This window comes from Rhizobium sp. NPDC090275 (assembly GCF_044772225.1).
Lineage (GTDB): Bacteria > Pseudomonadota > Alphaproteobacteria > Rhizobiales > Rhizobiaceae > Rhizobium.
In genome coordinates this window covers 108,924-134,532 of sequence record NZ_JBIVYL010000013.1, presented here as the reverse complement: position 1 = coordinate 134,532, position 25,609 = coordinate 108,924, and the positions used below count along the sequence as shown (strand labels likewise).

The following is a 25,609-nucleotide window of genomic DNA, read 5'->3' as shown; positions in this document are numbered from 1 at the left end:
AAAATCCGGGAACATTTTCAATGGGTATTTCTGTATCCAATCTCGTCAAGGATTGGAGCACGTTTCGTGCTGTCGACAATATTACGTTTCAGGCTGAAAAAGGCACTTTCGTCGCCCTTCTCGGACCTTCCGGTTGCGGAAAATCGACGACGCTGCGGCTGATTGCAGGGCTGGACGATGCAACTTCGGGCACGATGACGATTGCCGGCCGGGACGTGACGCAGCTGGCGCCAGCCAAACGCGGCCTCTCCATGGTGTTCCAGTCCTATGCCCTGTTTCCGCATCTGACGGCAGCGCAGAACATTCTGTTCGGCCTTTCTGTGCGCGGTTTTTCCAAGGGGGAACAGGCCGCACGACTGAAGCTGACCGCGGATATGCTTGGTCTCGAGCACCTGCTCGACCGTCGTCCCTCGCAGATGTCCGGCGGCCAGCAACAGCGCGTGGCGCTTGGCCGCGCTCTGATTGCCGAAACCTCCGTCTGCCTTCTCGACGAACCGCTCTCCAACCTCGATGCCAAGCTGCGTGCCGAGATGCGCAGCGAGATCCGGTCGCTGCAGAAACGGCTCGGCATCACCATGCTTTACGTGACCCACGATCAGACAGAAGCGATGAGCATGGCCGATCAGGTCATTCTCATGAATGGCGGGAGGATCGAGCAGGCGGGATCGCCTGAAGATCTTTATGAGCGCCCGGCTTCGGTATTTGCTGCCCGCTTCATCGGCACCCCGCCGATGAATATTCTCGATCTGGCAAAAATCGAAGGCGGAATGGCCCTGCCCGGCAGCGCACGCCTTTTGACCGATCAGGCAAGCGGAGAGCTGCAACTCGGCATCCGCCCGGAACATATCCGGCTGTCGGATAACGGCGAACCGGCCACCGTTCAGACCAGCGAATATTTTGGATCCGACACCATCCTTACCTGCCGCATCGGCACACAATCGCTGCAGGCCAAACTGCCTGGCCGCGCAGCCATCGGCGAAGGCGCCGCAATCAGATTGGGCTGGTCGCCGACCGCCCTGCAATTCTTCGACAGGTCCACAGGGCTTCGTCGGGATGACGTGACTGCTTTCAAGAACCAATAATTCGGAGAGATCCAGTGCATATTATCAAACGGAATCTGCTGAAACTCGCAGCGACCGGGCTCATGCTCGGTGTCGTCGGCGCGTCCCAGGCTTTTGCCCAGACAAAGCTCGACTTCTATTATCCGGTCCAGGTCGGTGGCCCGGTGACCAAGGTCATCGATGGTTATGTCGCCAAGTTCATGGCGGAAAACCCGGATATTCAGGTCGCACCGATCTATTCGGGCAATTACAATGACACCACGACCAAGGCGCTGACAGCCGCCAAGGCCGGCACGCCACCGGCGATTGCCGTGTTGCTTGCCACCGACGTCTTCACGCTTATCGATGAGGACGTCGTCGATCCGATCGACCAGTTCGTGAAGACCGATGCCGACAAGGCCTGGATCGACGGCTTTATGCCGGCCTATCTGAAGAGCGCCCAGATCGACGGCCATCTCTGGTCCGTGCCTTTCCAGCGCTCCACCGCCGTCATGTATTATAACAAGCAGGCCTTCAAGGATGCGGGCCTCGATCCGGAAGCCTATCCGAAGACCTGGGACGATATGGTCGCCGCCGGCAAGGCCGTGACCACCAAGGATGCATCCGGCAACACAACCCGCTGGGGTGTCGGCATTGCCGGCAATGTCGGTTCCTCGCAGTGGATGTTCGGTGCGCTGGCTGCCCAGAACGGCGCCCGCCTGATGAATGACGAAGGCAACCAGACCTACCTGACCGACCCGAAGGTCGTCGAAGCCCTGCAATATTGGGTCGATCTGTCGAAGAAGGACGGCGTGCATCCTCAGAGCATCTTCGAATGGGGTACGGCACCGGCCGATTTCCTTGCCGGTCGCGTTTCCATGATCTGGCACACGACGGGCAACCTGACGAACATCCGCAAGAATGCGACGTTTGATTTCGGTGTTGCCCCCTTCCCCGGCCATCCGAATCCGGCCTCGGCGCTCGGCGGCGGCAATTTCTACATCTTCAAGGATGCTTCTACCGAACAGAAAGAGGCCGCTTTCAAGTTCGCAAAATTCCTGACCTCGGACGAGATCCTTGCCGACTGGGCCGTGCAGACGGGTTACGTTGCCCCGCGTGACGGTGCCTGGAAGACCAAGACGCTGACCGAATACACCGCCAAGGAGCCGAATGCGCTCGTGGCTTTGAAGCAGATTCCCAACGCGGTGCCGGAATTCTCCACCCACGAGAGCGCCCGCACCACAAAGATCCTCAACGACGCTCTGGCGGCAGCGCTGACCGGCAACAAGACGCCGGAGAAAGCACTTGGCGAAGCCCAGGCCGAGATCGACAAGATCCTCAAGCAGTATCGCTGATCCTGTCTCCATGACTACGCGGCGAAATCCGCCGCGTAGTCTGTCTTCATATGCAAAACCGGACGCTGTCGATAGCCCATGAACAAATCGCGCAACCTTCTCTATGGAAGCCTGCTGCTTCTACCGGCTGCAGTTCTTCTGTGGACCTTTACCTATCAGCCTGTTCTGGCGACCCTCTACAACAGCGTGTTCACCACGCCGAAAGGCAGACGGCCTTCCGTCTTCATCGGCGGCGACCATTATGTGCGCATGATCGAAGATCCCGTCTTCTGGCAGGCGCTGACCAACAACATCGTTTATGCCATCGTCACCATTCCGGCCTCGATGGCGCTGGCTCTTGCCATGGCACTGTTCGTCAACAGCCGGATTTCCGGCCAGGGCCTTGTCCGCATGGCCTATTTTACCCCGACAGTGCTGCCGATGGTCGCCGTCGCCAATATCTGGCTATTCTTCTACGCCCCGAGCTACGGCCCGGTCGACCAGTTGCTCGGCCTGATCGGGCTCGGCCACAACAATCTTCTCGGCACGCCATCGACCGCGCTCTGGTCGCTGATCGTCATCACGATCTGGAAGGAAGCCGGCTTCTTCATGATCTTCTATCTGGCAGCCTTGCAGCAGATTTCGCCGACATTGATCGAGGCCGCCCGCCTGGAAGGTGCAAGCCGGCTACAGATCTTTCGCCGGGTGACAGCCCCGCTGATCATGCCGACCACGCTTTTCGTGCTCGTCAACGCGCTGATCGGCGCCTTCCGCCTTGTCGATCACGTCATTGCGCTGACCAAGGGCGGGCCGGATAACTCCACGACGCTCCTGCTCTTCTACATCTACGAAACCGGCTTCCAATACTGGGATACAAGCTACGCCGCAGCGCTCACCGTGTTTCTGCTGGCCCTTCTCGCGCTCGTCGCGCTGTTCCAGTTCGGTTATCTCGACAGGAAAGTTCATTACCGATGACCAGTGCTTCCAACCCGAAGGCCGGCACCATCACAACGCTCGGCGCATGGCTGCTTGCCCTTATCTGGATCTCGCCGCTGCTTTTCGCATTGTGGGCGGCTTTCCACCCATCGACCGGCTCAAGCTCCTTCGATCTCTTCGCGCCTCTGACGCTTGAGAATTTTGCGCAGGTGCTCTCGGCCGCACCTTTCCCACGCTATTTTCTCAACACTTTCCTGCTGGTGTCGCTCATCCTCGGCTGCCAATTGGTCGTCTGTACGCTCGCCGCCTACGCCTTCGTCTGTTTTCCGTTCCGCGGTTCGAACGTGCTCTTCATGCTCGTGCTGATCCAGCTGATGATCATGCCCGAAATCCTGCTGGTGGAAAATTACCGGACGCTTGCAAGTCTCGGCCTGCGCGACACGATCCTCGGCATGGGCCTGCCTTATCTCGCTTCGGCCTTCGGCATCTTCCTGTTCCGGCAGACATTCAAAAGCATTCCGAAAGAGCTTGAGGAAGCGGCGCGTCTGGAAGGGGCAAATGCCTTCCAGATCCTGATGCGGGTTTTCGTGCCGCTGGCAAAACCCACCTATGTCGCCTTCGGCCTGGTCACGGTCAGCTACCACTGGAACAATTTTTTATGGCCGCTGGTCGTCACCAATTCGGTGGAGACCCGACCGATCACCGTCGGCCTGCAGGTGTTTGCGACCGTGGAACAGGGTGTCGACTGGGCACGTGTGACAGCCGCAACGCTGCTTTCGGTCGCACCGCTTCTCGTCGCCTTCATCATCTTCCAGCGCCAGTTCGTGCAGAGTTTTATGCGCGCCGGCATCCGTTAAGAAGGGAGAACAATCGTGCTCATCGCCCATATTTCAGACTTTCACCTGTTCGCGGACAAACCCGAGACACCGCCTGTGCGGCTGGACATCGAAAGGCTCGCCCGCAGGATTGTCGATGACCTGTCGCGTTTCTCTCCTGCACTCGATGCCGTCGCGTTTACCGGTGATGTCACCGATGGCGGATCGGCTGCCGACTACGAACTGTTGAAGGACGTTCTCGCTCCTTTAAAGGTACCGGTGCTGATCGTGCCGGGCAATCATGACAGACGCGCCAGTCTGCGAACCGCCTTTGCCGATAGGCTGCCATTCGAAACGGGCACGTTTCTGAATTATGAAACGGAGATAGACGGTTTCCGGGTGCTGGCGCTCGATACGCTGGTCGAAGGACAAGTTGCCGGAGCACTAGCGCCGGAAAGCCTTGCCTGGCTGGCCGACAAACTGGAACGCGAGACCAGTGCGCCGACGCTGATCCTCCTGCATCATCCGCCGTTTCCTTCGGGCATCAAACCGCTGGATGACAATGCTTTGGTAGGCGGTCGCGAAGACATATCGCGGTTGGTTGCGAATTATGGCGGGCGTTTGATGCTTCTCGCCGGCCATATCCATCGTCCTTACCAGACGCTCTGGAACGGCGCCTATTGCGCCGTTGGCGGCAGCCCCGCCTTCCAGGTCGCGCTCGATCTTGCGGCAATCGAGCACGAGCCCGACTGCATCACCGAACCCTATGCCTATTTTGTTTATCGCATCGGCGCAGATGACTCAATGGCCGTCCATACCCGCCACATCTCATTTGAACACTGAAAGTAATCCGTCTTGAACAATCAGCATGCCCGCGTGAAAGCCATTGCCATGGAGGCAGGCGAAATCGCATTGCGCCATTTCAACAGCGGCCCGGCCGCGAATATTGAAGCCAAGGGTCCGCTCGATCTCGTCACCGCCGCAGACAGGGAAGTCGAAGCTTTCATCTGCAAGGAGCTTGTCCGCAGCTTTCCCGAGGACGGCATTTTCGGTGAGGAGGGCAGCGCCGTGAACGGCAGCTCGGGTCGGGTCTGGGTGATCGACCCGATCGACGGCACGTTCAATTTCGTGCGCGGCAGCCAGAATTGGGGCGTTTCCATCGGCCTGTTCGAAAACGGCCGTCCGACATTCGGTGTCGTAAACGCTCCTGCCTGCGACGAGCTGTTTGCGGGAGGCAACGAACTGCCGGCAGAACTGAACGGCAAACCGCTGCCAACCTTGCCTCCGTTCAATCGCGATTACGCGGCCATAGGCGTTGGCATTCATCCGAAAATACCGGCCGAACAGGGCGTGGCGCTTTTTGAGCAAGTGATCACCGAGCTGAACCTTGCATACCGGGTCACCGGATCCTCGGTCATATCGCTGATCGACATCGCCAAGGGCAATGTCGACGGTTATGTCGGTCTCGGCATTCCCAGCTGGGATATTCTTGGAATGCTGCCCTGCCTCGAGCAGCTCGGCGTGACCACCTCTATCGACTGGCAGACGTCCGGCCTCGACACCGATCTCGACTTCACCTGCGGCACCGCCGGGATGTTGACGGTCCTGCGCGCCGTGGACCTGCCATGATGAGGGATCATCCTGTGCCAGATATTCTACCCGCCGATATCGCATCAGCAGACGGATCTTCGGGGAAGATGAAAAAGCCACATCAATGCGGTGCGATCTGCTGGAGGATCGATGATCGCGGTTGGCTCATGGCGCTCTTGATCACCAGCAAAAGAACCGGTCGCTGGATCATTCCGAAAGGCAATATCAAGCGACGGGAAAACCAGTTCGAATGCGCCAGACGGGAAGCATTCGAGGAGGCGGGCGTGACCGGCAGGATCGCCAAGAAAACAATCGGCCAGTATCGCTATTTCAAGCCCGAACGTCAGCAATGGCTGACGGTCTCGGTCTATCCGCTGCTCGTCAGCGAGGTCGCTGACGCATTCCCGGAGATGAACGTCCGAAAGCGCCGGTGGCTTCCTGTCGAAAAAGCATCGGTATGCTGCGATGAGCCAGATCTTCGTGCCTTGTTCCATTCGTTTGCAGGCCTGACGGCGGGCAAGGTGACATCCCCGGTAGATTTTTCCGGCGTTAGCCCTGGCTGAAACGGGACACGAACTGGTCGAAACGCTGGTTGACGCCGCCGCCGAAAAGTTCTGCCGGCGAACCTGCCGTCACGATGCGACCATGCTCGAGAAACAAGATCTTGCTCGAGACATCGCGCGCAAAACCCATTTCGTGGGTGACGACCAGCATCGTCCGACCTTCCGATGCCAGATCACGCATCACGTTGAGAACTTCACCAACCAGTTCCGGATCAAGCGCGGAGGTCGGCTCGTCAAACAGCATGACCCTGGGTTTCATGACGAGCGCGCGCGCGATGGCGGCACGCTGCTGCTGACCGCCTGACAATTGCGCGGGATACGCCTTGCCGCGTTCTTTCATGCCAACCCGTTCCAGCATCGCTTCGGCCTCGTCAAGCACTTCGGCACGGTTGCGGCGCTGGACGTGAACAGGCGCTTCGATGAGGTTTTCGAGAACGGTCATGTGTTCCCACAGATTGAAATTCTGGAACACCATGGTCACCTGCGTGCGCAGGCGATCGACCTGTTTCTGGTCGGCAATCCGCAATCCGTCGCCCACCGATTTAAGCTTCACCTCTTCCCCGGATATCTGCAAGCGCCCTGCCGAGGGCAATTCGAGAAGATTAAGGCAGCGCAGGAAGGTCGATTTCCCCGATCCGGATGCGCCGAGAATGGATACGACTTCACCCTCGCAAGCTGAAAAATCGATGCCCTTGAGGACTTCATGCGTGCCGTAACTCTTGTGAAGACCGTCGACCGCAACGGCAACCGGATTTGACATGGCTTTCTCCATTCGGCGCCGCGTCATGAACGACGATGCGCGTGATGTGCATGCAGGCGCTTCTCGATGATCGAGATCGCCGCGCTGATCAGGAAGGTGAGCGCGAGATAGAGCGCTCCGGTAACAATAAAGATCTCAAAGACGCGATAGGTCGAGGAAATCAGCTTGTGAGCGATGCCCGTCATCTCCGTCAGGGTAATGATACTGGCCAGCGATGTTGCCTTGACCATGAGAATGATTTCGCTGCCATAGACCGGCAGGCCGTGGCGAATGGCAATCGGCCAGACGATCCGGCGACGAAGCAGGAGACCGGACATGCCGCACGCACGCCCGGCTTCGATCTGCCCCGCCGGCACCGACTGGATCGCACCGCGAATAATCTCTGCCGTATAGGCTGAGGTATTTAACGCGAGGGCAAGAACCGCACACCAATAGGGTTCGCGCAGGAAGGGCCACAGAAAGGAATGCCGCAGTGCCGGGATCTGACCGAGCCCGTAGTAGATCAGGAATATCTGCACGAGCAGCGGTGTACCGCGAAAGAGTTCGACATGCCCCCTGGCCAGCCATCGCAAAGGCGCAATACTGCTACCGGCGGCGCTGGCGACGAGCACGGCCAGAACAAAACCCGCTAACAATGACAGGGCAGTGAGCTGCAGCGTTAACGGGACTCCGAGCAGCAGTTGACGCAGAACATCGAACATAAACGACCAATCCATGTTCAACGTCTCCACGGCTTGGCGAGATGGCGTTCCAGCACGGAAAGCCCGTAGCCTGTTGCGCGACCGATGATCAGAAACATGAGGGCTGCGACGGCATAAAACAGCAATGGCTGCCGGGTCGAGCCCGCCGCTGTTCCGGCCTGTCGCAGCAATTCGGTCAGGCCGATCACGGACAGAAGCGACGTCTCCTTCAAGGCTGACTGCCAGATGTTGCCAAGCGCCGGCAGTGCGTAGCGGAGGGTTTGCGGCACGATGATCCGCCTCAACAGAAGCAGCTTCGGCATGCCGCAGGCCGCACCCGCCTCGATTTGCCCGCGATCAAGACGCATGTAGGCGGCGCGAAATGCCTCCGTCTGGTAGGCACCCGACACGATCCCGACGGCAATGACACCAATGGCGAATGCCGGCATCGAATAGAAACCCGGAAACCCGCCAAGGTTCATCGTCTTGGTAACAACCACGCTGCCACCGAAATAGAAAAGATAGACGACAAGGATTTCCGGCACACCGCGGAAAACCGTCGTGTAAAACTGGCCGACAGTGCGTAGCAGTATTCTGTGCGACAGTTTCATCGACGCACCGCACAAGCCGAAAACGCTTCCGAGGAGAAAACCGCAGGTCGCCGCCGCGAGTGTCACTCCGGCAGCGATGAGCAAGGGCTTTCCCCAGCCTGCGTCAAAGCTCAACAGAGACAAGATGTCAGGTGTCATTGTACAACATCCTCGACCCGCTGCGCCTCATGGCGATCGACGGCAAAAGCTGCGAGTTTTGCATCCAGTTTTCCCGCCACGATCGATTGAGCAATTGCCTCCCCGACCGCCGGCGATATCTGGAAGCCGTGTCCGCAAAAACCGAACACATGCCAAAGCCCTTCGTGTCTGCGGCTGGGACCGATATACGGCACTCCATCAGGCGTCGAAGCTTCGAGTCCCGTCCAGGTTCTCAAGACCGGAACGCCTGCAAGTGCTGGAAAGGCTGCGATTGTCGCTGCCGCGCTCGATGCCATCCGGTCCATGATCGTGAAGGATGTCCCGTCCGCCAGACAGGGCTTGCCGGATATCCCGCCGCCGATCACCAGTGAGCCCACCGCGCTCTGCTTGAACGACAGCGGCTGATCGATCCCGATAACGACCGGATCGACAAAATGCTGCACGCGTGCGGTCACCATCATGCTGAGCGCCATAACCTTGACCGGCATTGTTTCACCGAGCGACGCGGCAATCTCGGATCCCCAGGCGCCCGCACAATTGACGACCTCATCTGCCTCGATCAATCCGTTATCCGTCATTGCACGCCAACCACCCTGCGCCCGAGGTTCGACGCTTTTTAATCCGCACCGTTCGAGAATTCGCACACCGGCGCTTTCAGCAGCATTTCGCATCGCGCGGGCCATATTGGCCGGATTTGCGTGACCGTCACCGCGAGAGATGAGCCCGCCGAGTGCGGACCGGGAAAGGCCGGGAAGAAGCCGATGGAGTTCGTCCGGACCGATGATTTCCTCGGACTGGATTCCACGCCGGTTCATGTCGCGAGCACGCGCCTCTGCCCATTCCATCTCCGCGCTGTCCATGGCGACCGCGATCTGGGATGTGCCGAGCTTCACCTCGCAACTCTCCGCAGCCCTGTCGCCCACATAGTCACCGAGAGATTTCCACATTTCCATCGCCCGCAAGGACAAGGGATACTCGCGGATATCTCTGATCAGCAGCCGCAGCCCGCCTGCATTGACGCCCGAAGCATGGCGTCCCGCCAGGTTTTTCTCGATCAGCGTGACCTGTTTGCCCGCACGGGCCAGAAACAGTGCGATAGCGCATCCCTGCAACCCGCCGCCGACAATCAAAACATCCTCGCAAACCTTACGCATGAGGGTCAGCCTCCTCCAGCGGAGCGTTCGGCTTGTCTTCAAGAGAGATGATCTGCGCCAGTTCCGGGTCGGCGCCTTCAAGCTTTGCCAGTGCGCCCAGAGGTAGTGGGCGGAACGGCGGGCGGGGGCGAAAAGGCGTTGGCTGCGACTGCGGATGAGCTTCACGCAAGAGGCGCGCCAGCGTCGCGGAACAACTGCGCCCCTGACAGGGCCCCATGCCACATCGCTGCGTGCCCCGTATCAGATCCATGCTTGTCGCGCCTTGCGCGATGGTTGCCCGTAACGTTCCGGCCGTCAGCTCCTCGCAGCGACAGACGATTGCGTCGTCCGGCGGAAGCTCCCTGGCAAGCCCCATTGGAAAAGCGGCTTCGATGAAAGGCCGATAGGCCATGGCACGCTGCACCGCAGCGGCAGTCCCGCTGCCGTTATCCTGGCCGGGCTTCACTCCTACTCCACCCTCAGCGCGGGCTTCCGCGAGAATTTCTGCCGCGACATGGCGACCGTGGGCAATCGCGGCATCAGCGCCGCCAATGACACGTGCGTCACCGCTTATACGAATACGGCACGGCCCATCGACAAGCGCCGGACCCGGCACAAGTTCCACCTTGCCGTCGAGCGATGTTTTAGGCCGCCAGCTTGCATCACCCTCTTGCCATTCAAGGGCCAGACCGGCGCCATGGGCAAGATCCATGGAGGGCACGATGCCATCATGAACGATAAGAAGGTCGCAAGGGATTGTCATTTTTCTGCCTGCAACCATCAGACTGACACTCTCAACGCGTCCAACTCCTTGAGCGCTCAGTTCAGAAATCCCTGTACTCATCGGGATGCCCGCCAGCTTCAGTTTGGCCATCCACACCGCACCCTTCAGGATCGCGGGAATGGCCGAGGGGCGGATCCATCGAGCGGCGCGGATCATGTCGGAAATGCGATCTGTTCGCGCCACAAGAGCGGGCCGAATGCCGAGACAGCGGAGCTGCTCTGCCAGCAGAAAGATCAAAGGACCGGTGCCCGCGAGCACCACGCGACCTTGCGGCTTCAAACGGCCCGCCTTCAGCAGCGTCTGCACCGCCCCCGCCGTCATGACACCCGGCAATGTCCAGCCGGGAAACGGAACCGGCCGCTCCATCGCACCGGTAGCAAGGATGACATGAGGCGCGCGAACATAGCCGGCCGCTTCTCCTTTCAGCCAACCGACAGTCCCGTCATGTCTCAAATCCCAGACGGTCGTGTCGGGGCGATAATCGATCTCCCTGGCTGCACGGAAGCGTGCGATCAACGCTTCGCCAGCGCGGTAGGCAGGACCAAGAGCGGCGAGAAGCTCGTCCGTTGCAGGCTGCGAGGCAAGATTGGCCTCCAGCGATCGGAATATCTGCCCGCCAGGTGCCGGCTGCATGTCGAGAACAATGACGCGCCGGCCGGCCGCGGCCAGGTCTATAGCCGCCGACATGCCGGCAGGCCCGGCGCCGATGATGATGACATCCGTATCGTAGGCAGGTCTGTTTTCGGGAACGCCGGGCACGCGATTGGCAAAGGCGTTCATTGACCGGCCTCGTGCAGATCAAGCCCTTCAATGGCGGCGGGACCATTTTGGGTGCGAAGCCGCATTCCCGGCTCCACCTGGCTAAGACAAGCCTGGCGGCTACCCACACCCTCGATTTCGATCAGACAGTCGAAGCAGTGACCTATCATGCAATATGGCAATCGCGGGCTGCCGCTGACCGGGGTCGTGCGAAACGAGCCGACACCAGCGCGCAAAAGACATGCCGCAATCGTTTCGCCGAAGCGTGCGGGCAATGGCCGTCCATTGAGGAAAACAGTGAGCGCTGCCTCGGAGGACCCGACGGGCGTAAACATTCTGGCACCTGTGTGACGAAAGAAATATGTGGCTTCGAAACGGGCGAGCCGTTTCGCCCCCTCACCTGTTCAGAGTGAAGGGGCTTTCGATCATTCCTTGATCGAAATGTCCGTCCCGAACCATTTGCTGGTCAGGGCCGCATTGGTCCCGTCCTTGTTGATCTCGTCGATCGCTGTGTCGAAGGCCGCTTGCAGAGGCGCCTCACCCTGACGAAACGCAACATTCGTTGTGCCAAGACCAAGCACGCCGCCTGCGAAAGTCGGGCCGGTGAAAACGAGAGTACCCGGAGGGTTTGCATCGATAATGGCCTTGAACGCGGTAACGTTCGCGATCGCAATATCGACACGTCCGGCCGTCAGTTCGAGGCCAAGCTGTTCGAAAGTCGGATATTCCCGCACATCTAGACCCTTCAGATATTCGGCTGCGAACGGCGCAGCCGTCGAGCCGGTTTGTATGCCGATGACCTTACCTTCAAGCTTGGCCTTGATCGCGGCAAGAACGGCAGCGGCTTGCTCGGGCTTCGTCGCAAGGTCGAAGCTTTGGCCCGGGTCGGGAAGGTCCTTGAGCTCATTGTCACCGGTGGTCAGAAAACCGTTCGGGGCACGCGCATAGGGTTTTGAAAAGGCGACAACCTTCTTGCGTTCTTCTGTTACGCCCATGGAAGCGATGATGGCGTCGTATTTTCCGACCGTCAGGCCGGGAATAATGCCGTTCCACTCCTGCGAGATGACATCGCATTTGGTTTTCATGCGCTCGCAGAGGATCTTGATCAGATCGATTTCGTAACCGATCAACGAGTTGTCCGGAGCGGTGTAATTCCAGGGAGGATAGGCACCCTCCGTCGCAATGGTGATATGATCCGGCAAGGTCTGAGCCATTGCCGGAACACCCATGAATGGCATCAGAGCAAGGGCAAAAAGGCCGCGTCTGTTCAGCATCATCGTCGTTCCCTTTGTTATATTTAGGTCATCACGACCGACTTGATTCATGTCACGATGATCAGCATTAGTAGATACACTATCTATTTGATCTGAGCGTAAGTGTGACTTATGCTGAGGAATGATTGGCGCGATGATCCCCTCACTCAATTGGTTACGGATATTCGAGGCAGCGGCACGCCACCAAAGTTTTGCGCGTGCGGGGAAAGAGCTGAACATGTCGGCGGCTGCGGTGAGCCAGCAGATTCTGGCCTTGGAGACGCATCTGGGCCGTCCGCTTTTCCTCAGAACCGCCAATCGTATCCGCCTGACACCAGAGGGAGCCGACTTCCTTCCGACGATCCAGCTCTCGCTGGGCGCGATCGAGAGCAAGGCAGGCGCCTTATTCGCCCGTGAAGGAATTGAACGTGTCACGCTTTTTGCCAGTCAGCTAATGGCGATGAGTTGGTTGCCGCGCGTGCTTGCGGAGTTTGAACAGACCAATCCAAACATTCGCGTTGATCTCGTCATCGAAGGCTCAATGCGTGTGATCAAACCGGATCTCTCGATACTCTTTGGTGAGGATCCGCATCTCGTGCGCCATCCGGCGCGGCTCATGGGAATGTCGCACGTTGTGATGTGCCGACGGATCGATCTGTCCAAGATCACCGATTTGAACATGCTGCTCTCTTACAAGCTCTATGATGTTGCCGCGCACGCAATAGGATGGTCCGTGCTGCTCTCCCAAAATCTGGGCCCAATTCCCAGGCGCCAGCTGAGGCTTGAGCCTGTCGATACGACACCGCTCGCGCTCGTCATGGTGGCGCAAGGGCTCGGACTGGCGATCGGCCATCTTCCTGTTTGCGGGCCATTGGCGGAAACGCTCGATCTGGCGGTCTGCCCGCTTGTACCGAGGACGCCGGGCCCCGGACATTACTATCTCGAACATTCCCGTGATAAGCCGCCACGCCGTGCCGCCCTGAAGCTGGAAGCAGCACTGCATGCGGCAGCGCAAGCTGCCATGCAGCCATAAATGCGATCCACCGCAGCTCAAGCGCCCCGTTCAAGCAATCCGGCCAGATCGAGCAACATCGCCTCCGCATGCCATGGCCCCACAAGCTGGATGCTCGCAGACAAGCTGTCACCCGTATCCGGGATCGGAAAGGCGACAGCAGGATGGCCGGTATGATTGAAAAGAGATGTCATGCGTACAAGCGCCATGGTGTAGTCATGCGCTTGCCCCGCAATCTCTAATGTGTTGCCGATCTTGGATGCTCGCGAAACAGCGATCGTAGGCGTGACAATCGCATCGACCCTACCCAAAATTCTGTCGATGTGAAGTTTCATCGCATGTCGTTTTCGGCATGCGTCAACATAGGTTCCCAATTTGATGTCACGCGCTGCGGCGAACCAATCGCGTGCCAAGGCTGGGTAACTGGCGATATCGTCTGCATGTTGAGCGCAATGGAGAGCTGCGGCCTCCACGATGAAAATCTGGCCATGCATCGCCGAGATTTCATCGAGATCAGGAAGTGTGACCTCAACAATCTCGATGCCGCGCGCTTGCATCATGTCTAGACCACGGGCGAAGGCTTCACGGATCTGCGGATCCGCAACGGCAACCCAATTCTGGTCAAAGCCGGCTTTGCGCACAGTCCTGGCCGGGCTTTTGCGGGGCTGCGTCAAGGCCTGCCAGATCAGTCTGACATCCGACGCCGTTCGAGCCATGGGACCGATATGGTCCAGCGAGGGAACCAGTGGAAAAACGCCCTCCTTCGACCACGCACCATAGGTTGGCTTCAAGCCCGCGGTCCCGCAACAGGCGGAAGGAATGCGGATTGAACCGCCCGTATCGCTGCCGATCGCACCAAGGCAGAAGCCACTGGCGAGTGCCGCGGCAGAGCCGCCGCTGGAGCCGCCCACCGTCAATGCCGGATCGACAGGATGGGTTACGTCCGGCGTGCGCACACTGAAGGCACCGGGATCACTGACCGAAACCCCGAGAATGATGGCCCCCGCCTCACGCAGGCGGCGGGTGATGTCGGAATCGACTGCCGGTGCATGGTCATTACGAAAGGACAAGCCTGCCGAGCAACGGACGCCGACAGTATCGCAATTTTCTTTCACCACGACGGGAAGCCCGATCAGGGGAGGCGGTCCCTCCCCTGATCGGATGCGCTTATCCCATAGGCCCGCCGCCTCCATCGCCGCTTCGGACATGGTGTGGCGAACCGCACCGATTGTGCCGTTGCTCTGCGCGATCCGCGTCAGGAAATGCGATGTTGCGTCCTGAACGGTGATTTCGCGTTTGCGTATGGCGGTCACAAGCGCATCTGCGCTTGTCTCGAAGCTGGCGACTTCGCCGGAGGGCAACATGGGTACCTTCTCTCAGTCCTACAGGCTGCAACCAGCGACCAACGGGTCGATCTGCTTGAAGTTTTCGACGATATCCCAATGCCCCTTGTCATTGCCACGCGCCAGCAGGCTGTTGGAACGCATGACATTGTTGGACGCAAAGTTGACAGTACCCTGCGGCGCATCGAAAGAGACCTGACGAAGTGCGTCGATGACGGCTTCGGTCTCCGTCGTGCCGGCCTTCTCGACGGCGGCCTTGTAAAGGTAGACCGCGTCATAGGCCGCTTCGCCAATCGCGTTGATCGGCTTCTCCGCGCCGAACATGTCCCCATAGGCCTTCTTGAAGGCAGCATTCCGCTCGTTGTCCAGTCCCATGAAATAAGCCTGGTTGGAGAGCGTACCCGACGTAAGTTCCGGGTGGAAGAAGGAGAACATCTCGTCCAGGCCGTTGGAGAAGAGCTGCTGCTTCAGGCCAAAGCTCTGGTACTGCTTGAGGCAGGTGATGAGGTCGTTGCCTGCGACCATGATCCAGATGAAATCGGGATTGGCGGCCTTGATGCGGTCGAAGACCGGGCCGAAATCCTGCGTGCCGAAAGGCAGGAAATCCTCCCCGACAACCTTGCCACCCTTCGCTTCCATCGCCCCGCGGATGACCTCAGCGCTCTTGCGAGGCCAGACATAGTCCGAACCGATGATGTAGGTCGTCTTGCCTTCATTGGCCATCAGCCAATCGACGGTCGGCGTGATCTGCTGGTTCGGAACCTGGCCGGTGGAGAAGAAGTAGCGTTCGCAGACATCGCCCTCGTAGTAGGTCGTGTACATCAGCAGCTTCTTGGCCGGCGTGGTGACACTGCGAGCGGCCACATGTGTCAGGCTGGCGATCAGGCCGATGATGGCGTCGGCCTCGTCCTCATGCACGAGCTTGCGGGCCTTATCGATGGCGCCGCGGGTGGTCGTCTGATCGTCCTCCTCGATGAAGGTGACCTCACGTCCGGCGATGCCGCCTGCCTTGTTGATCTCGCTGACTGCCAGCTTGAAGCAGTTGAGCTGCGTTTCGCCGAGAATGGTTTCGAGACCTGTCATGCCGGACAGGAAGCCGAGTTTGACGGGTGCTTCCTTGGCACGGATGATGCCCGGCATACCGAGCGAAAAGCTTGACGCGGCGAGCGTGCCGACGCCGAGCGTCTTGAGTGCTGCGCGTCTGGTAATCAGTGTCGAAGTCATGTTGTTCCCCTTTTTGATTTGGTTGGATGAAGTCACACGGAAAGGTATTTCTGCAGAAGCTCCTCATCTTCGAGTTCGGCGGGCAGTCCGCTATGGACGACCTGTCCCTTGACCATGATCGCAATCCGGTCGACGGAGCGCTTTACAAGGCCAAGGTTCTGTTCGACGAGAATGACCGAGATGTCCCTGGTCTCGACCAGATGTCGGATGAAGTCGCCGATGTCGTTGACGATATTCGGCTGGATGCCTTCGGAGGGTTCATCGAGAAGAAGGATTTTCGGATCGCTGCACATCGCCCGTGAGATGGCGAGCTGCTGTTTCTGGCCGCCGGACATGGTGCCGGCGATCTGTTCGCGGCGCTCGTGCAGGATTGGAAAGCGGTCATAGATGAAGTCTGGAATGCGCGGTGAGGCGGATGCGTTTGCGCGCAGTCCCATGCGGAGATTTTCCTCGACCGTCAGCTTGTCGAAGATCCCTCGGCCCTGCGGCACATAGGCAATACCCGCCTTGGCGATCTGATGGGTAGAAAGACCGGCGATGGCGCGGCCATCCAGCGAAATGGTGCCGGCAGTCGGCGCCACGATGGCCATGATCGTCTTCATCAATGTCGTCTTGCCGACACCGTTGCGGCCAAGAATGCCGATGACCTCGCGTCGGCCGATGTCGAGAGCGAGACCGTTGAGGATCCGTGCGGATCCGTAGGCGGCGTTGAGTGCGTTGATTTTTAGCATTAATGGCGCCCCAGATAGACATCACGGACGGTTTCGTCGTGCTCGACGACGTCGAACGGGCCCGAGGCCAGAATTGAACCGTGATTGAGAACGATGGTTCGCGCTCCCAGTTCGCGCACGAAGGCCATGTCGTGTTCGATCACGATCACCGTAACGCTGCCATCAAGTCCTTTGAGGAAGCGGGCCATGTCGCTGGTCTCGTCGACGGAAAGGCCGGCGGTCGGCTCGTCGAGCAGGAGTACCTTGGGCCTCATGGCCAATGCCATGCCGATTTCCAGCCATTGTTTCTTTCCATGCGGCAGGTCGGCGGCAAGAACATGCCGGTCGTCTTCCAGATGGATCAGTTCGAGCAACGTGCTTATCCAGTTCTCGTCCGTTCCCTTGACGGCCAGGCGCAGGTTTTCGATCACGTCCAGGCTTTCAAAGACGCTCGGAACCTGGAACTTGCGGGCGATGCCAAGCTTGGCGATGTCTTCGGGCGTACAGCCATTGATGGGCGTGTCGCCATATGTGATCGACCCGCCGGTCAATGGCAGCGTACCGCAGATCATGTTGAGCACTGTGCTCTTACCGGCGCCGTTCGGGCCGATGATGCAGGTGAGTTCGCCGGGAGCGAAGGTCATGGAAAGGTCTTCAACGGCGACGAAATTGCCGAAGCGGCGATGAACGTTGGTCAGCTTGAGCACGGGATCATTGCTGTCGGTCATTGCAGCTTCTCCTTCTTGGCGGTGAACATCCGCGCCTTTTCCATGATCAGGGCCGGTATGCCCTTGGGGAAGACGAGGACGAGGAGGATGAAGAAGGAGCCGATGAATATCGGCCAGGCGGCAACGCTGAAGGAACTGATCTTCTGCTGCAGCTCCCAGACAATGAACGTGCCTATGACCGCGCCCGTCAGCGTGCCGCTGCCGCCGACCGCCACCCAGATGATGACTTCGGTGGAGAGCAGCAGAGCGATCAGGTCGGGGGCGACAAAGCCCGTGCCGGTGGCGTAGATGGCGCCGGCAAGTCCTGCAAGGGCCGCGGAACTGACAAAGGTCACCAGCAGGATCAGCTGAGTTCTGTAACCGAGCGTGCGGACTTTCAGTTCGTTGTCCTGAATGGCCGAGAGCAGAAATCCGACACGGCCATGCATGACTTTCAGCGACACCAGCAGGCTGATGCCGAGGACGACAAGCGCCAGGTAATAGGAGTCGGCCGGACTTGCGAAACTCATGCCGAACAGAGACAGCGGCGGAATGCCGATCATGCCGGAATTTCCGCCGGTGACGCTCGACCAGCCGATGGCGATCTGGTTGGCGATCAGCGCGAGCGCCAGCGTCACAATGGTGAAATAGGCACCACGTACGCCACCATAAAGCATGAAATATCCGACACAGAGCGCCACCAGCGCGGCAAGGCCAACACCGAACAGGAGGCCGACAAGGCTTACCCATTGCGGATCGATGCCGAAGTGAACCGAGGTTATCGCCATGCCATAGGCACCGAGACCGAAAAAGGTCGCGTGACCGAAACTGAGGATACCGGTCCGGCCCCAGAAGATGTCGAGACTGAGGGCGAAGAGCCCGAGCAGCAGGACGTCCCTATAGGTCGAAAGTGTATAGCCACCCACGAAGACCGGAAGCATGGCAAGCACTGCGAGCATGACGACGGCAATCAGCGTGGAGGGGCGCAGGCGGCTGCGGCGCGGCTTTTTGTCGATCGCTGTCATGCGGGCAAAATCCCATTCGGACGGAAACGCAGGATCACGATGGCCAGGACAAGAACGAGCGCCTGGGCGACAGTGGCCGGCAATTGATAGGAGAGGAAAGTTTCAAGCCCGCCGATGATGCCGCTGCCTGCTGCCACCCCGGCGACGCTTCCGGCACCGCCGACGAGAACCACGAAGAAGGAGCGCGCCAGATAGTTGATGCCCATATACGCTGTAACGGCGGTCAAGGGCGCAAGCAGTACGCCGGCAAGAGCGGCGAGAGCGGCTCCGAGCGCAAAGGCGCGAGCATTGATCTTGTTGGCATCCACCCCCATGACGGCCGCCATCTCGGAGCTCTGGATGGAAGCTCTCAGGTCAAGGCCGAAGGCGGTCTTTTTCATCAACAGGACCGTGGCGGCAAATGCAGCCAGCGCGAAACCAATGAGGAAGAGGCGATAGGACGGATACTGGCTGCCGAAGATGTCGACAGCACCGGGAAACGGGCCGGAGACACGCTGCGGGGCTGCGCCAAATGTCAGGACCAGTACCTGTTGAATGATAAGGCTCAATCCCCAGGTGACCAGGATGGCATGCAGCGGGCTTTGATAGACCCTGGCGATCAGGGATTTTTCGAGCACGAGACCGATACCGTAGCCAATGACCGGCGCGACAAGCAGCGCAAGCCAGAAACTGCCGCCCATGCCTTGTACGGCAACGAGAATAAAGGCACCGATGGTGATGAACTCCCCGTGGGCGAGGTTGATGACGTTCATCAGGCCGAAAATGATGGCCAGACCCATGGCGACGATCAGGAGAATACTGATCAGCGTCATCATATTGAGAAGGAAGGGAATGGCAGTTTGCATCAGCTCTTTCCTTGTCCTGGAAACGGTGCCTTGCGGCCCGATGTCAGGAAGTGATCCGGATACATCTGTTGGTAGGTGAGTGCTGCATCGAGAACGCCGGCATCATCGCCACGCGCACCAATGATCTGCAGCCCGATCGGCAAGCCTTCCTCGTTCAGGCCGCAGGGTACGGAGCAAGCCGGCTGCTGGCTGAGATTGATCGGGAAGCTGAAAGAGGCCCATTCGACCCAGCTGGCAAAGGCGCCATCGCGCGGAAAATTCCGGCCAGCTTCAAATGGGGCGATCGCGACGGTGGGTGATATCAGGTAATCGTAACTGTCGAGGAGTGCGTCCATCTGAGCGCCGTAGCGGGCACGATGAGTCTCTGCCTGCATACGCTCCACCGCAGTATAACGCTGCCCGCACTTGACCGCGTCGATAAAGCCCGGATCGATCCTGTCATGCAATCTCTCGTCGACGGCAGACAGCCTGTTGGCCGCGCCGACATACCAGTGCCGGTAGAAGATTTCGAGCAGATCATCCTGTTCAGGAAGCTTGATCTCAGTCACCGCCGCGCCAGCGAGTTCGAGATCGCGCAACACCGTTTCCACAGCATCGCTTACCGATTGCTGAACGCTGCCGACACAAGGTTGTTTCCAGTAACCGATCTTCTTGCCGCGCCAGTTGACCGCCTTCAGCGAAAGAGGCTGGAATTCCTGATGCGTCTGTGTCCAGTCCCGCAGATCGCGACCGGACATGACGTCGAGCATCAGCGCCACGTCCTCGACGGTGCGCGCCATCGGACCGATATGGGCGACCGTGCCAAAGGCGCTGGCCGGATAGGCCGCGACACGGCCGAAGCTTGGCTTGTGACCGACGATGCCGGTGAATGACGCGGGAATGCGGATGGAGCCACCGCCATCGGTGCCCAGATGCAACACGCCGGCGCCCGTCGCCGCCGCGACCGCAGCGCCGCCCGAAGAGCCGCCTGGTGTCTTCGTTCTGTCCCATGGATTAAGCGTAACGCCATCCTTGCGATTGTCCGTTACGGCCTTCCAGCCAAATTCCGGCGTGGTCGTGAAACCGAGAAAAACCGCACCTGCCTGGCGCAACCTTCCGACAGAGGGGGCATCATCAAGATCTGAAATATCGCCGGTGACGAGGCTTCCATAACGGATGTCGCCACCGTGAAACTGAACGATGTCCTTGATCGTCGTGGGTACACCATCGATCGGCGACAAAGGTGCGCCCGATTTCCATCTCTTCGCGGAGGCTTTCGCAGCCAACAATGCCCCGTCACGGTCGATGGCCGTAAACGCATTGAAATCGGCATGAACCTCCTCTGCCCGCGTAAGCGTCGCCTCGGCGACTTCGACGGGACTGATTTCACCGCGGCTGAAGGCGCATGTCAGCTCCTTCGCTGTCCGCCAGCACACATCATTAGGTTGGTCCGCACTGATCTGCATCATCACTCCACAATTTGGTGAAGGATTTACAGCACACAAAAACTCAGACATAAAATGTATAATTTACACAAACAGATACAGAAAATAGCTATGCGCATTACGATAAAGCAGATCGAGTATGTGGTCGAGGTAGCAAAGCATGGAAGCATTGCAACGGCCTGCAAGCAGCTTCTCATTTCCCAGTCATCCGTGCTTGCGGCCATCGAGGCAGCAGAAGAGGCTGCCGGAGTACGCGTATTCGACAGGCGCAAGGGGCACGGCGTCGCGATCACACCCGCAGGCCAGAAATTCCTGGTGGCGGCCAGGCGGTTTCTGTCGGCGGGCACGGATTTTTACGGTTCACTCGACGAAATCAACAGCGCCGGCAAGCACACGATACGCATCGGCTGTTTCTCGCCGCTTGGTGCGCTGATCATTCCCCCCGTCATCAAGCGCATGACGGCGGAGTTCGGCGAGGTGGAGTTTATTCTTTATGAGGGCGACCAGGTGGAACTGCGCAACTGGCTCGCCTCCGGCATGCTCGATGTCGTCGTCACCTATGACATCGGCGAGGAATATGGCAGCGGCATTACAAAGATCTGCAAGGTGCCCACTCATGCGCTCGTCAGGCGCGACGACATACTGGCTCAAAAGGGCATGGTAACGATCGAGGAGCTATCGCAACGACCACTGGTGCTTCTGGACCTGCCGGAAACGCGGACCTATCTGATGGCGGTCTTCGACCTTGCTTCACGGCGGCCAAAACTTGGCCTTCGCACCCGATCCTATGAAACGATACGCTCTGCCGTCACCAATGGGCTGGGGATTTCCATTCTCAATATCAGGCCAAACAGCGAGTCCAGTCCCGACGGGGCAGAGCTTTGCCGAATACCGATTGCCGACAAGCTGCGACCACCGACCTTGATTGTTGTTGATCCCTATGGCGAAAACAAACCGGCTTATATCAAGACGCTCATTCGCATCCTGCACCATTACATTCTTGACTTGGGACCGGAAAAATTCGCCGTCGTGCCGCCGGACAATAGTGAAGAGCTGATCTTCCCTGCTCCGAAATTCTAGGGTCGCTCGACGTACGGCGATGAAAGCCATCGCCGTACCTCAACGAGCGTCCTCAGATACTCAGGCAAAGATACTTGATCTCGAGATAGTCATCGATGCCGTATTTCGAGCCTTCGCGCCCTTGGCCGGACTGTTTGATGCCGCCGAAGGGGGCCACTTCGGTGGAGATCACACCGGTATTGATGCCCACCATTCCATATTCCAGTGCTTCGGCAACGCGGAAGATCTTGGACATGTCGCGAGCATAGAAATAGGAGGCAAGGCCAAATTCGGTATCGTTGGCCATGGCGATGACATCCTCTTCCGTCTCGAAACGGAAGAGCGGCGCAACAGGTCCAAACGTTTCCTCGCGGGCCACCTTCATGTCGGGCGTTACACAGGTCAACACTGTCGGCTGGAAAAAGAGGCCACCTTTTTCATCTGGGTTTCCGCCAAGCGCAACGGTCGCGCCCTTGGAGACGGCATCGGCGATATGCTCCTTGACCTTGGCCAGTGCCTTTTCCGAGATCAGCGGCCCGGCGTTGACGTTGGCGTCGAACCCGTCGCCAACCTTCATAGCAGCCACCTTTTCTGCCAGCCTGGAAGCGAAGGCATCGTACACGCCGGCTTGAACATAAAGCCGGTTGGCGCAGACGCATGTCTGGCCATTGTTGCGATATTTGGAGACCATCGCGCCTTCGACCGCTGCGTCGAGATCAGCGTCGTCGAAGACGATGAAGGGCGCATTGCCGCCGAGTTCCAGGCCAAGCTTCATGACTTGATCGGCCCCCTGACGCATCAGAATCTTGCCGACGTTGGTGGAGCCGGTAAAGGTCAGCTTGCGGACCTTGTCGTTGCCGGTGAACTCCTGGCCGATGGCTGCGGAATCACTGGAGGTTACGACACTGAAGAGAGCTGCCGGCAGACCCGCGCGTTCGGCCAGCAACGCAAGCGCCAATGCCGAAAGTGGTGTTTCCGCGGCTGGCTTTGAAACCATGGCGCAGCCTGCGGCCAGCGCCGGCGCGAGCTTGCGGGCCAGCATTGCGTTCGGGAAATTCCACGGGGTGATCGCTGCAACCACGCCGACCGGCTGCTTGATGACGATGATGCGTTTGTCCTGTTGATGGCCGGGTATGGTATCGCCGTAGACACGCTTGGCCTCTTCGCCGAACCATTCCACATAGGAGGCGCCGTAGAGGATTTCGCCCCTCGCCTCCGCAAGCGGCTTGCCCATTTCCATCGTCAGGATTGTAGCCAGATCATCGGCATTGGCGACAAGCAGATCGTTGAACCTGCGCAGGACGGCTGCCCGCTCTTTGCCTGTCTTCGCAGCCCAGTCTTTCTGTGCTGCGTATGCGGCGTCGATGGCGCGAGATGTCTCCGCCCTTCCGAGATCCGGAAGGGTCGCGATCACCTCGCCGGTCGAGGGATTGATGACGTCGAAGGTCTTGCCGCCTTCTCCCGCGCCGATCCAAACGCCGCCAATGGGCGCCTTGTCTGTTACGAGCGTGGCATCTTTCAGCCTCACGCGCAATTTTTCGGAAATGGCCATCGTGTCAGACCTCCGCGGCGCATTCGCGCAAAGTTGCTTCGAGAATGGCGAGCGCTTCGCTGAAAACGTCGTCCTCGATCGTGAGTGGTGCCAGGAAACGGATGACATTGCCGTAGACGCCGCAGGTCAACACGATAAGTCCCTTTTCCAGCGCCTTTTCACGCACACGATTGGTGAAGTCCGGGTTTGGCGTGCCGGTAGCGGGAATGTTGAGTTCCACCGCATTCATAAAACCGGGGCCGCGGATATCGGCGATTTGCGGTACGGCTTCGCGCAAGGACTGAAGCCTCTGTTTGAGCCGGTTGCCAAGCGAAACGGCCCGTTCGCTCAGGCCTTCGGCCTCGATGACGTCGAGAACCGCATTTGCGGCGGCAACGCCGATCGGGTTGCCGCCATAGGTGCCGCCCAGCCCGCCCGCAACAGGTGCATCCATGATGTCCGCGCGTCCCGTCACGGCGGCAATCGGAAAGCCGCCTCCCAGCCCTTTGGCCATGGTGGTGATGTCGGCGGCCACGCCGTAATGTTCCATGGCGAAAAGCTTACCGGTGCGGCAGAAGCCGGTCTGCACCTCGTCGGCAATCAGCAGAATGCCGTGCTGGTCGGCAATCTCGCGGAGTTTCTCCATGAAGGCTTTCGGAACGTCATAAAAACCGCCTTCGCCCTGAACCGGCTCGATGATGAACGCCGCGACACGCGTGGGATCGACATCGGCCTTGAAAAGCTTGTCGAGCACGCCGAGCGACGCCTCTACCGTCTGGCCATGCAGTTCGATCGGGAAAGGCACGTGGAAGACATCCGGCATCATGGCGCCGAAGCCGGTCTTGTAAGGCGCGACCTTGCCGGTAAGCGTCATGCCCATGAATGTTCTGCCATGGAAGCCGCCGGTGAACGCGATGACTGCCGAGCGCCCGGTGGCGGCGCGTGCAATCTTGACGGCATTTTCAACGGCCTCAGCACCGGTCGTGACGAAGACGGTTTTCTTGACGAAATCACCAGGCACGATCTGGTTCAGGCGTTCTGCAAGCCGCACGTAGCTTTCATAGGGTACAACCTGATGGCAGGTATGGGTGAAGCGATCGAGCTGATCCTTTACTGCCGCGATCACCTTGGGATGACGGTGGCCGGTGTTGACCACGGCGATACCTGCGGCAAAGTCGATATATCGCCGCCCCTCGACATCCCAGATTTCCGCATTCTGCGCCTTTTCGGCATAGACCTGCGTGGTCACACCGACGCCACGAGAGATTGCACCGGTCCGGCGAACAGCGATTGCCGCATTCGACATGGGTATTCCTCCAATGAGAATTGATAGGCGCCGGTGATCCGCCCCGGCACCGACTCATCTCTACATTTTTTCTGTAGCATTGCAATATCATTCAGGAGCTCTATCAAGACAGGTCATGGCCACTGTGAAAAAGCCCGGCATGGACGACAGCACATTCAAGATCGCGGATGCGGCACGCATGGCGGGTGTATCAGCCTCCACCTTGCGCCTGTGGGAGGCGCAGGGCCTGATCGAGCCGATCCGCACGCCGTCCGGCCAACGCCTCTTCGATCATGGCCTTATCGTTCGGCTGCAACGCATTGCCTGGATGAGAAGCGAGCGCGGACTGAACCCGGCCGCCATTCGCGAGACGTTGCTCAACGACGCCGAGGGAGGCGACGAGGATCCGACCGCAAGCATGCCCGGCGAGCTCGCGATCGGTCTGAAGGTTCGCAGGCTTCGCAAGGATCGGGCCATGACGCTGGAAGCAGTTGGTCTTGCAACCGGATTACCGACGTCGATGCTTTCGACTTTCGAGCGCACATCGGTTGGTCTCTCATTTGCCGGGCTTCATGCCGTCGCCCGTCATCTCGGCACGACAGTCGATGCGTTGAGCGGCCAGGGAAGCGACATAAGACAATCTCTGGTTCGCGAGGGCCAGTGGAAATCCTGGCCGAAAACATCGTCGGGGGTGACCGTCCAGATTCTGGCGGAAGGTCGGCCGCAAATGGAATGCAACCGGTTCCAGCTTGCGCCTGGCGCCTCAAGTGAAGGCGCCTATCAGCACGAGGGTGAGGAATTCATTCACGTATTGGCCGGAAGCCTGGAAATTGTCCTTGATGGTGACCAGTTCTATGAGCTGAGGACCGGTGACAGTTTCTATTTCGAGAGCACACGGCCACATGCCTGGCGCAACAGTGCCGATGGCGAAACCTTGCTCATCTGGGTCAATACACCACCGACTTTCTAGACCCGCGCGGCAACTTATCTGGCTTCGGTAACCGTGATGCCACTCGTCAATCGGGCGCCATTAAAATCCCGCCAAGCC

Annotated in this window: 26 protein-coding genes; 10 read left to right on the top strand and 16 right to left on the bottom strand. The window is 59.0% G+C overall.

Features of this window, described 5'->3' with window-relative positions; translation table 11 throughout:
* Positions 1-20: 20 nt before the first annotated feature.
* The 7 genes from ACIQUB_RS27090 to ACIQUB_RS27060 all read left to right on the top strand — a co-directional run bounded on the left by ACIQUB_RS27090 (position 21) and on the right by ACIQUB_RS27060 (position 6,278).
* Complete coding sequence (locus ACIQUB_RS27090; protein ID WP_402934028.1) at positions 21-1,082, top strand: ABC transporter ATP-binding protein; 1,062 nt, start codon at positions 21-23, stop codon at positions 1,080-1,082.
* A 14-nt stretch (positions 1,083-1,096) separates the two neighbouring features.
* Positions 1,097-2,395: an ABC transporter substrate-binding protein gene (locus tag ACIQUB_RS27085; protein ID WP_402934025.1), complete on the top strand. Its 1,299-nt coding sequence runs from the start codon at positions 1,097-1,099 to the stop codon at positions 2,393-2,395.
* 78 nt (positions 2,396-2,473) lie between these two features.
* The gene (locus tag ACIQUB_RS27080) at positions 2,474-3,349 is read left to right on the top strand and encodes a carbohydrate ABC transporter permease (RefSeq protein ID WP_402934022.1); all 876 of its coding nucleotides are present in this window, start codon (positions 2,474-2,476) and stop codon (positions 3,347-3,349) included.
* Positions 3,346-4,167 (top strand): carbohydrate ABC transporter permease, encoded by an 822-nt coding sequence (locus ACIQUB_RS27075; RefSeq protein ID WP_402934020.1) that lies wholly within the window; start codon positions 3,346-3,348, stop codon positions 4,165-4,167. Before ACIQUB_RS27080 ends, ACIQUB_RS27075 begins: the two co-directional genes overlap by 4 nt.
* Before the next feature lie 15 nt (positions 4,168-4,182).
* On the top strand, positions 4,183-4,968 hold the full coding sequence (locus ACIQUB_RS27070) for a metallophosphoesterase (protein ID WP_402934017.1): 786 nt from the start codon (positions 4,183-4,185) through the stop codon (positions 4,966-4,968).
* A gap of 12 nt (positions 4,969-4,980) precedes the next feature.
* On the top strand, positions 4,981-5,754 hold the full coding sequence (locus ACIQUB_RS27065) for an inositol monophosphatase family protein (protein WP_402934014.1): 774 nt from the start codon (positions 4,981-4,983) through the stop codon (positions 5,752-5,754).
* A complete protein-coding gene (locus tag ACIQUB_RS27060; RefSeq protein ID WP_402934011.1) occupies positions 5,751-6,278 on the top strand; it encodes an NUDIX hydrolase in 528 nt (175 codons plus the stop codon). The genes ACIQUB_RS27065 and ACIQUB_RS27060 overlap by 4 nt, the downstream gene beginning before the upstream one ends.
* On the opposite strand, the gene ACIQUB_RS27055 is transcribed toward ACIQUB_RS27060, so the two are convergent.
* The 7 genes from ACIQUB_RS27055 to ACIQUB_RS27025 all read right to left on the bottom strand — a co-directional run bounded on the left by ACIQUB_RS27055 (position 6,265) and on the right by ACIQUB_RS27025 (position 12,636).
* Positions 6,265-7,038 carry an ABC transporter ATP-binding protein gene (locus ACIQUB_RS27055; RefSeq protein WP_402934008.1) on the bottom strand — a complete coding sequence of 258 codons (774 nt, stop codon included), beginning with the start codon at positions 7,036-7,038 and terminating at the stop codon, positions 6,265-6,267. The two genes, ACIQUB_RS27060 and ACIQUB_RS27055, sit on opposite strands and share 14 nt — an antisense overlap.
* Positions 7,039-7,061: 23 nt before the next feature.
* On the bottom strand, positions 7,062-7,754 hold the full coding sequence (locus ACIQUB_RS27050; RefSeq protein ID WP_402934005.1) for an ABC transporter permease: 693 nt from the start codon (positions 7,752-7,754) through the stop codon (positions 7,062-7,064).
* A gap of 2 nt (positions 7,755-7,756) precedes the next feature.
* Positions 7,757-8,467, bottom strand: a complete 711-nt coding sequence (locus ACIQUB_RS27045; RefSeq protein WP_402934003.1) for an ABC transporter permease — start codon at positions 8,465-8,467, stop codon at positions 7,757-7,759.
* Positions 8,464-9,621: an NAD(P)/FAD-dependent oxidoreductase gene (locus ACIQUB_RS27040; protein ID WP_402934000.1), complete on the bottom strand. Its 1,158-nt coding sequence runs from the start codon at positions 9,619-9,621 to the stop codon at positions 8,464-8,466. The genes ACIQUB_RS27045 and ACIQUB_RS27040 overlap by 4 nt, the downstream gene beginning before the upstream one ends.
* Positions 9,614-11,164, bottom strand: coding sequence for an FAD-dependent oxidoreductase (locus ACIQUB_RS27035; protein WP_402933997.1), 1,551 nt, complete (start codon positions 11,162-11,164; stop codon positions 9,614-9,616). The genes ACIQUB_RS27040 and ACIQUB_RS27035 overlap by 8 nt, the downstream gene beginning before the upstream one ends.
* Positions 11,161-11,478, bottom strand: a complete 318-nt coding sequence (locus ACIQUB_RS27030) for a (2Fe-2S)-binding protein (RefSeq protein WP_402933994.1) — start codon at positions 11,476-11,478, stop codon at positions 11,161-11,163. Before ACIQUB_RS27030 ends, ACIQUB_RS27035 begins: the two co-directional genes overlap by 4 nt.
* A gap of 90 nt (positions 11,479-11,568) precedes the next feature.
* Complete coding sequence (locus ACIQUB_RS27025) at positions 11,569-12,636, bottom strand: transporter substrate-binding domain-containing protein (RefSeq protein ID WP_402933991.1); 1,068 nt, start codon at positions 12,634-12,636, stop codon at positions 11,569-11,571.
* Between ACIQUB_RS27025 and ACIQUB_RS27020 the strand changes: the two genes are divergently transcribed.
* On the top strand, positions 12,539-13,429 hold the full coding sequence (locus ACIQUB_RS27020) for a LysR family transcriptional regulator (RefSeq protein ID WP_402933988.1): 891 nt from the start codon (positions 12,539-12,541) through the stop codon (positions 13,427-13,429). The genes ACIQUB_RS27025 and ACIQUB_RS27020 overlap by 98 nt on opposite strands.
* Before the next feature lie 17 nt (positions 13,430-13,446).
* Here the strand turns inward: ACIQUB_RS27020 and ACIQUB_RS27015 are convergent, their stop codons facing one another.
* From ACIQUB_RS27015 to ACIQUB_RS26985, 7 genes are read right to left on the bottom strand one after another with little or no spacing between them, the layout of a single operon-like run.
* Positions 13,447-14,772, bottom strand: coding sequence for an amidase (locus ACIQUB_RS27015; protein WP_402933985.1), 1,326 nt, complete (start codon positions 14,770-14,772; stop codon positions 13,447-13,449).
* Positions 14,773-14,790: 18 nt separating this feature from the next.
* Positions 14,791-15,975 (bottom strand): substrate-binding protein, encoded by a 1,185-nt coding sequence (locus ACIQUB_RS27010; RefSeq protein ID WP_402933982.1) that lies wholly within the window; start codon positions 15,973-15,975, stop codon positions 14,791-14,793.
* Positions 15,976-16,007: 32 nt separating this feature from the next.
* Positions 16,008-16,706, bottom strand: a complete 699-nt coding sequence (locus ACIQUB_RS27005; protein ID WP_402933979.1) for an ABC transporter ATP-binding protein — start codon at positions 16,704-16,706, stop codon at positions 16,008-16,010.
* Positions 16,706-17,413 (bottom strand): ATP-binding cassette domain-containing protein, encoded by a 708-nt coding sequence (locus ACIQUB_RS27000; RefSeq protein ID WP_402933976.1) that lies wholly within the window; start codon positions 17,411-17,413, stop codon positions 16,706-16,708. The genes ACIQUB_RS27005 and ACIQUB_RS27000 overlap by 1 nt, the downstream gene beginning before the upstream one ends.
* Positions 17,410-18,417, bottom strand: a complete 1,008-nt coding sequence (locus tag ACIQUB_RS26995; protein ID WP_402933973.1) for a branched-chain amino acid ABC transporter permease — start codon at positions 18,415-18,417, stop codon at positions 17,410-17,412. The genes ACIQUB_RS27000 and ACIQUB_RS26995 overlap by 4 nt, the downstream gene beginning before the upstream one ends.
* On the bottom strand, positions 18,414-19,262 hold the full coding sequence (locus ACIQUB_RS26990) for a branched-chain amino acid ABC transporter permease (RefSeq protein WP_402933970.1): 849 nt from the start codon (positions 19,260-19,262) through the stop codon (positions 18,414-18,416). Before ACIQUB_RS26990 ends, ACIQUB_RS26995 begins: the two co-directional genes overlap by 4 nt.
* Positions 19,262-20,707 (bottom strand): amidase, encoded by a 1,446-nt coding sequence (locus ACIQUB_RS26985; protein ID WP_402933967.1) that lies wholly within the window; start codon positions 20,705-20,707, stop codon positions 19,262-19,264. The genes ACIQUB_RS26990 and ACIQUB_RS26985 overlap by 1 nt, the downstream gene beginning before the upstream one ends.
* A 90-nt stretch (positions 20,708-20,797) precedes the next feature.
* On the opposite strand from ACIQUB_RS26985, the gene ACIQUB_RS26980 reads away from it, so the two are divergent.
* A complete protein-coding gene (locus tag ACIQUB_RS26980) occupies positions 20,798-21,766 on the top strand; it encodes a LysR substrate-binding domain-containing protein (RefSeq protein ID WP_402933964.1) in 969 nt (322 codons plus the stop codon).
* A 52-nt stretch (positions 21,767-21,818) separates the two neighbouring features.
* Here the strand turns inward: ACIQUB_RS26980 and ACIQUB_RS26975 are convergent, their stop codons facing one another.
* Both ACIQUB_RS26975 and ACIQUB_RS26970 read right to left on the bottom strand, forming a co-directional pair.
* On the bottom strand, positions 21,819-23,297 hold the full coding sequence (locus tag ACIQUB_RS26975) for an NAD-dependent succinate-semialdehyde dehydrogenase (protein ID WP_402933961.1): 1,479 nt from the start codon (positions 23,295-23,297) through the stop codon (positions 21,819-21,821).
* Positions 23,298-23,301: 4 nt separating this feature from the next.
* A complete protein-coding gene (locus tag ACIQUB_RS26970; protein WP_402933958.1) occupies positions 23,302-24,582 on the bottom strand; it encodes a 4-aminobutyrate--2-oxoglutarate transaminase in 1,281 nt (426 codons plus the stop codon).
* Between the two features lie 115 nt (positions 24,583-24,697).
* Here ACIQUB_RS26970 and ACIQUB_RS26965 point away from each other — a divergent pair, with 115 nt between their 5' ends.
* Positions 24,698-25,531 carry a cupin domain-containing protein gene (locus ACIQUB_RS26965; protein WP_402933955.1) on the top strand — a complete coding sequence of 278 codons (834 nt, stop codon included), beginning with the start codon at positions 24,698-24,700 and terminating at the stop codon, positions 25,529-25,531.
* The last annotated feature ends 78 nt before the right edge of the window (positions 25,532-25,609 follow it).

Coding starts and splice junctions, on each gene's coding strand:
- ACIQUB_RS27090 (WP_402934028.1), top strand. CDS start 21: ATGGGTATTTCTGTATCCAATCTCGTCAAGGATTGGAGCACGTTTCGT.
- ACIQUB_RS27080 (WP_402934022.1), top strand. CDS start 2,474: ATGAACAAATCGCGCAACCTTCTCTATGGAAGCCTGCTGCTTCTACCG.
- ACIQUB_RS27075 (WP_402934020.1), top strand. CDS start 3,346: ATGACCAGTGCTTCCAACCCGAAGGCCGGCACCATCACAACGCTCGGC.
- ACIQUB_RS27060 (WP_402934011.1), top strand. CDS start 5,751: ATGATGAGGGATCATCCTGTGCCAGATATTCTACCCGCCGATATCGCA.
- ACIQUB_RS27055 (WP_402934008.1), bottom strand. CDS start 7,038: ATGTCAAATCCGGTTGCCGTTGCGGTCGACGGTCTTCACAAGAGTTAC.
- ACIQUB_RS27050 (WP_402934005.1), bottom strand. CDS start 7,754: ATGGATTGGTCGTTTATGTTCGATGTTCTGCGTCAACTGCTGCTCGGA.
- ACIQUB_RS27045 (WP_402934003.1), bottom strand. CDS start 8,467: ATGACACCTGACATCTTGTCTCTGTTGAGCTTTGACGCAGGCTGGGGA.
- ACIQUB_RS27040 (WP_402934000.1), bottom strand. CDS start 9,621: ATGCGTAAGGTTTGCGAGGATGTTTTGATTGTCGGCGGCGGGTTGCAG.
- ACIQUB_RS27035 (WP_402933997.1), bottom strand. CDS start 11,164: ATGAACGCCTTTGCCAATCGCGTGCCCGGCGTTCCCGAAAACAGACCT.
- ACIQUB_RS27030 (WP_402933994.1), bottom strand. CDS start 11,478: ATGTTTACGCCCGTCGGGTCCTCCGAGGCAGCGCTCACTGTTTTCCTC.
- ACIQUB_RS27020 (WP_402933988.1), top strand. CDS start 12,539: ATGATTGGCGCGATGATCCCCTCACTCAATTGGTTACGGATATTCGAG.
- ACIQUB_RS27025 (WP_402933991.1), bottom strand. CDS start 12,636: ATGTTCAGCTCTTTCCCCGCACGCGCAAAACTTTGGTGGCGTGCCGCT.
- ACIQUB_RS27015 (WP_402933985.1), bottom strand. CDS start 14,772: ATGTTGCCCTCCGGCGAAGTCGCCAGCTTCGAGACAAGCGCAGATGCG.
- ACIQUB_RS27010 (WP_402933982.1), bottom strand. CDS start 15,975: ATGACTTCGACACTGATTACCAGACGCGCAGCACTCAAGACGCTCGGC.
- ACIQUB_RS27005 (WP_402933979.1), bottom strand. CDS start 16,706: ATGCTAAAAATCAACGCACTCAACGCCGCCTACGGATCCGCACGGATC.
- ACIQUB_RS27000 (WP_402933976.1), bottom strand. CDS start 17,413: ATGACCGACAGCAATGATCCCGTGCTCAAGCTGACCAACGTTCATCGC.
- ACIQUB_RS26995 (WP_402933973.1), bottom strand. CDS start 18,417: ATGACAGCGATCGACAAAAAGCCGCGCCGCAGCCGCCTGCGCCCCTCC.
- ACIQUB_RS26990 (WP_402933970.1), bottom strand. CDS start 19,262: ATGCAAACTGCCATTCCCTTCCTTCTCAATATGATGACGCTGATCAGT.
- ACIQUB_RS26985 (WP_402933967.1), bottom strand. CDS start 20,707: ATGCAGATCAGTGCGGACCAACCTAATGATGTGTGCTGGCGGACAGCG.
- ACIQUB_RS26980 (WP_402933964.1), top strand. CDS start 20,798: ATGCGCATTACGATAAAGCAGATCGAGTATGTGGTCGAGGTAGCAAAG.
- ACIQUB_RS26975 (WP_402933961.1), bottom strand. CDS start 23,297: ATGGCCATTTCCGAAAAATTGCGCGTGAGGCTGAAAGATGCCACGCTC.
- ACIQUB_RS26970 (WP_402933958.1), bottom strand. CDS start 24,582: ATGTCGAATGCGGCAATCGCTGTTCGCCGGACCGGTGCAATCTCTCGT.
- ACIQUB_RS26965 (WP_402933955.1), top strand. CDS start 24,698: ATGGCCACTGTGAAAAAGCCCGGCATGGACGACAGCACATTCAAGATC.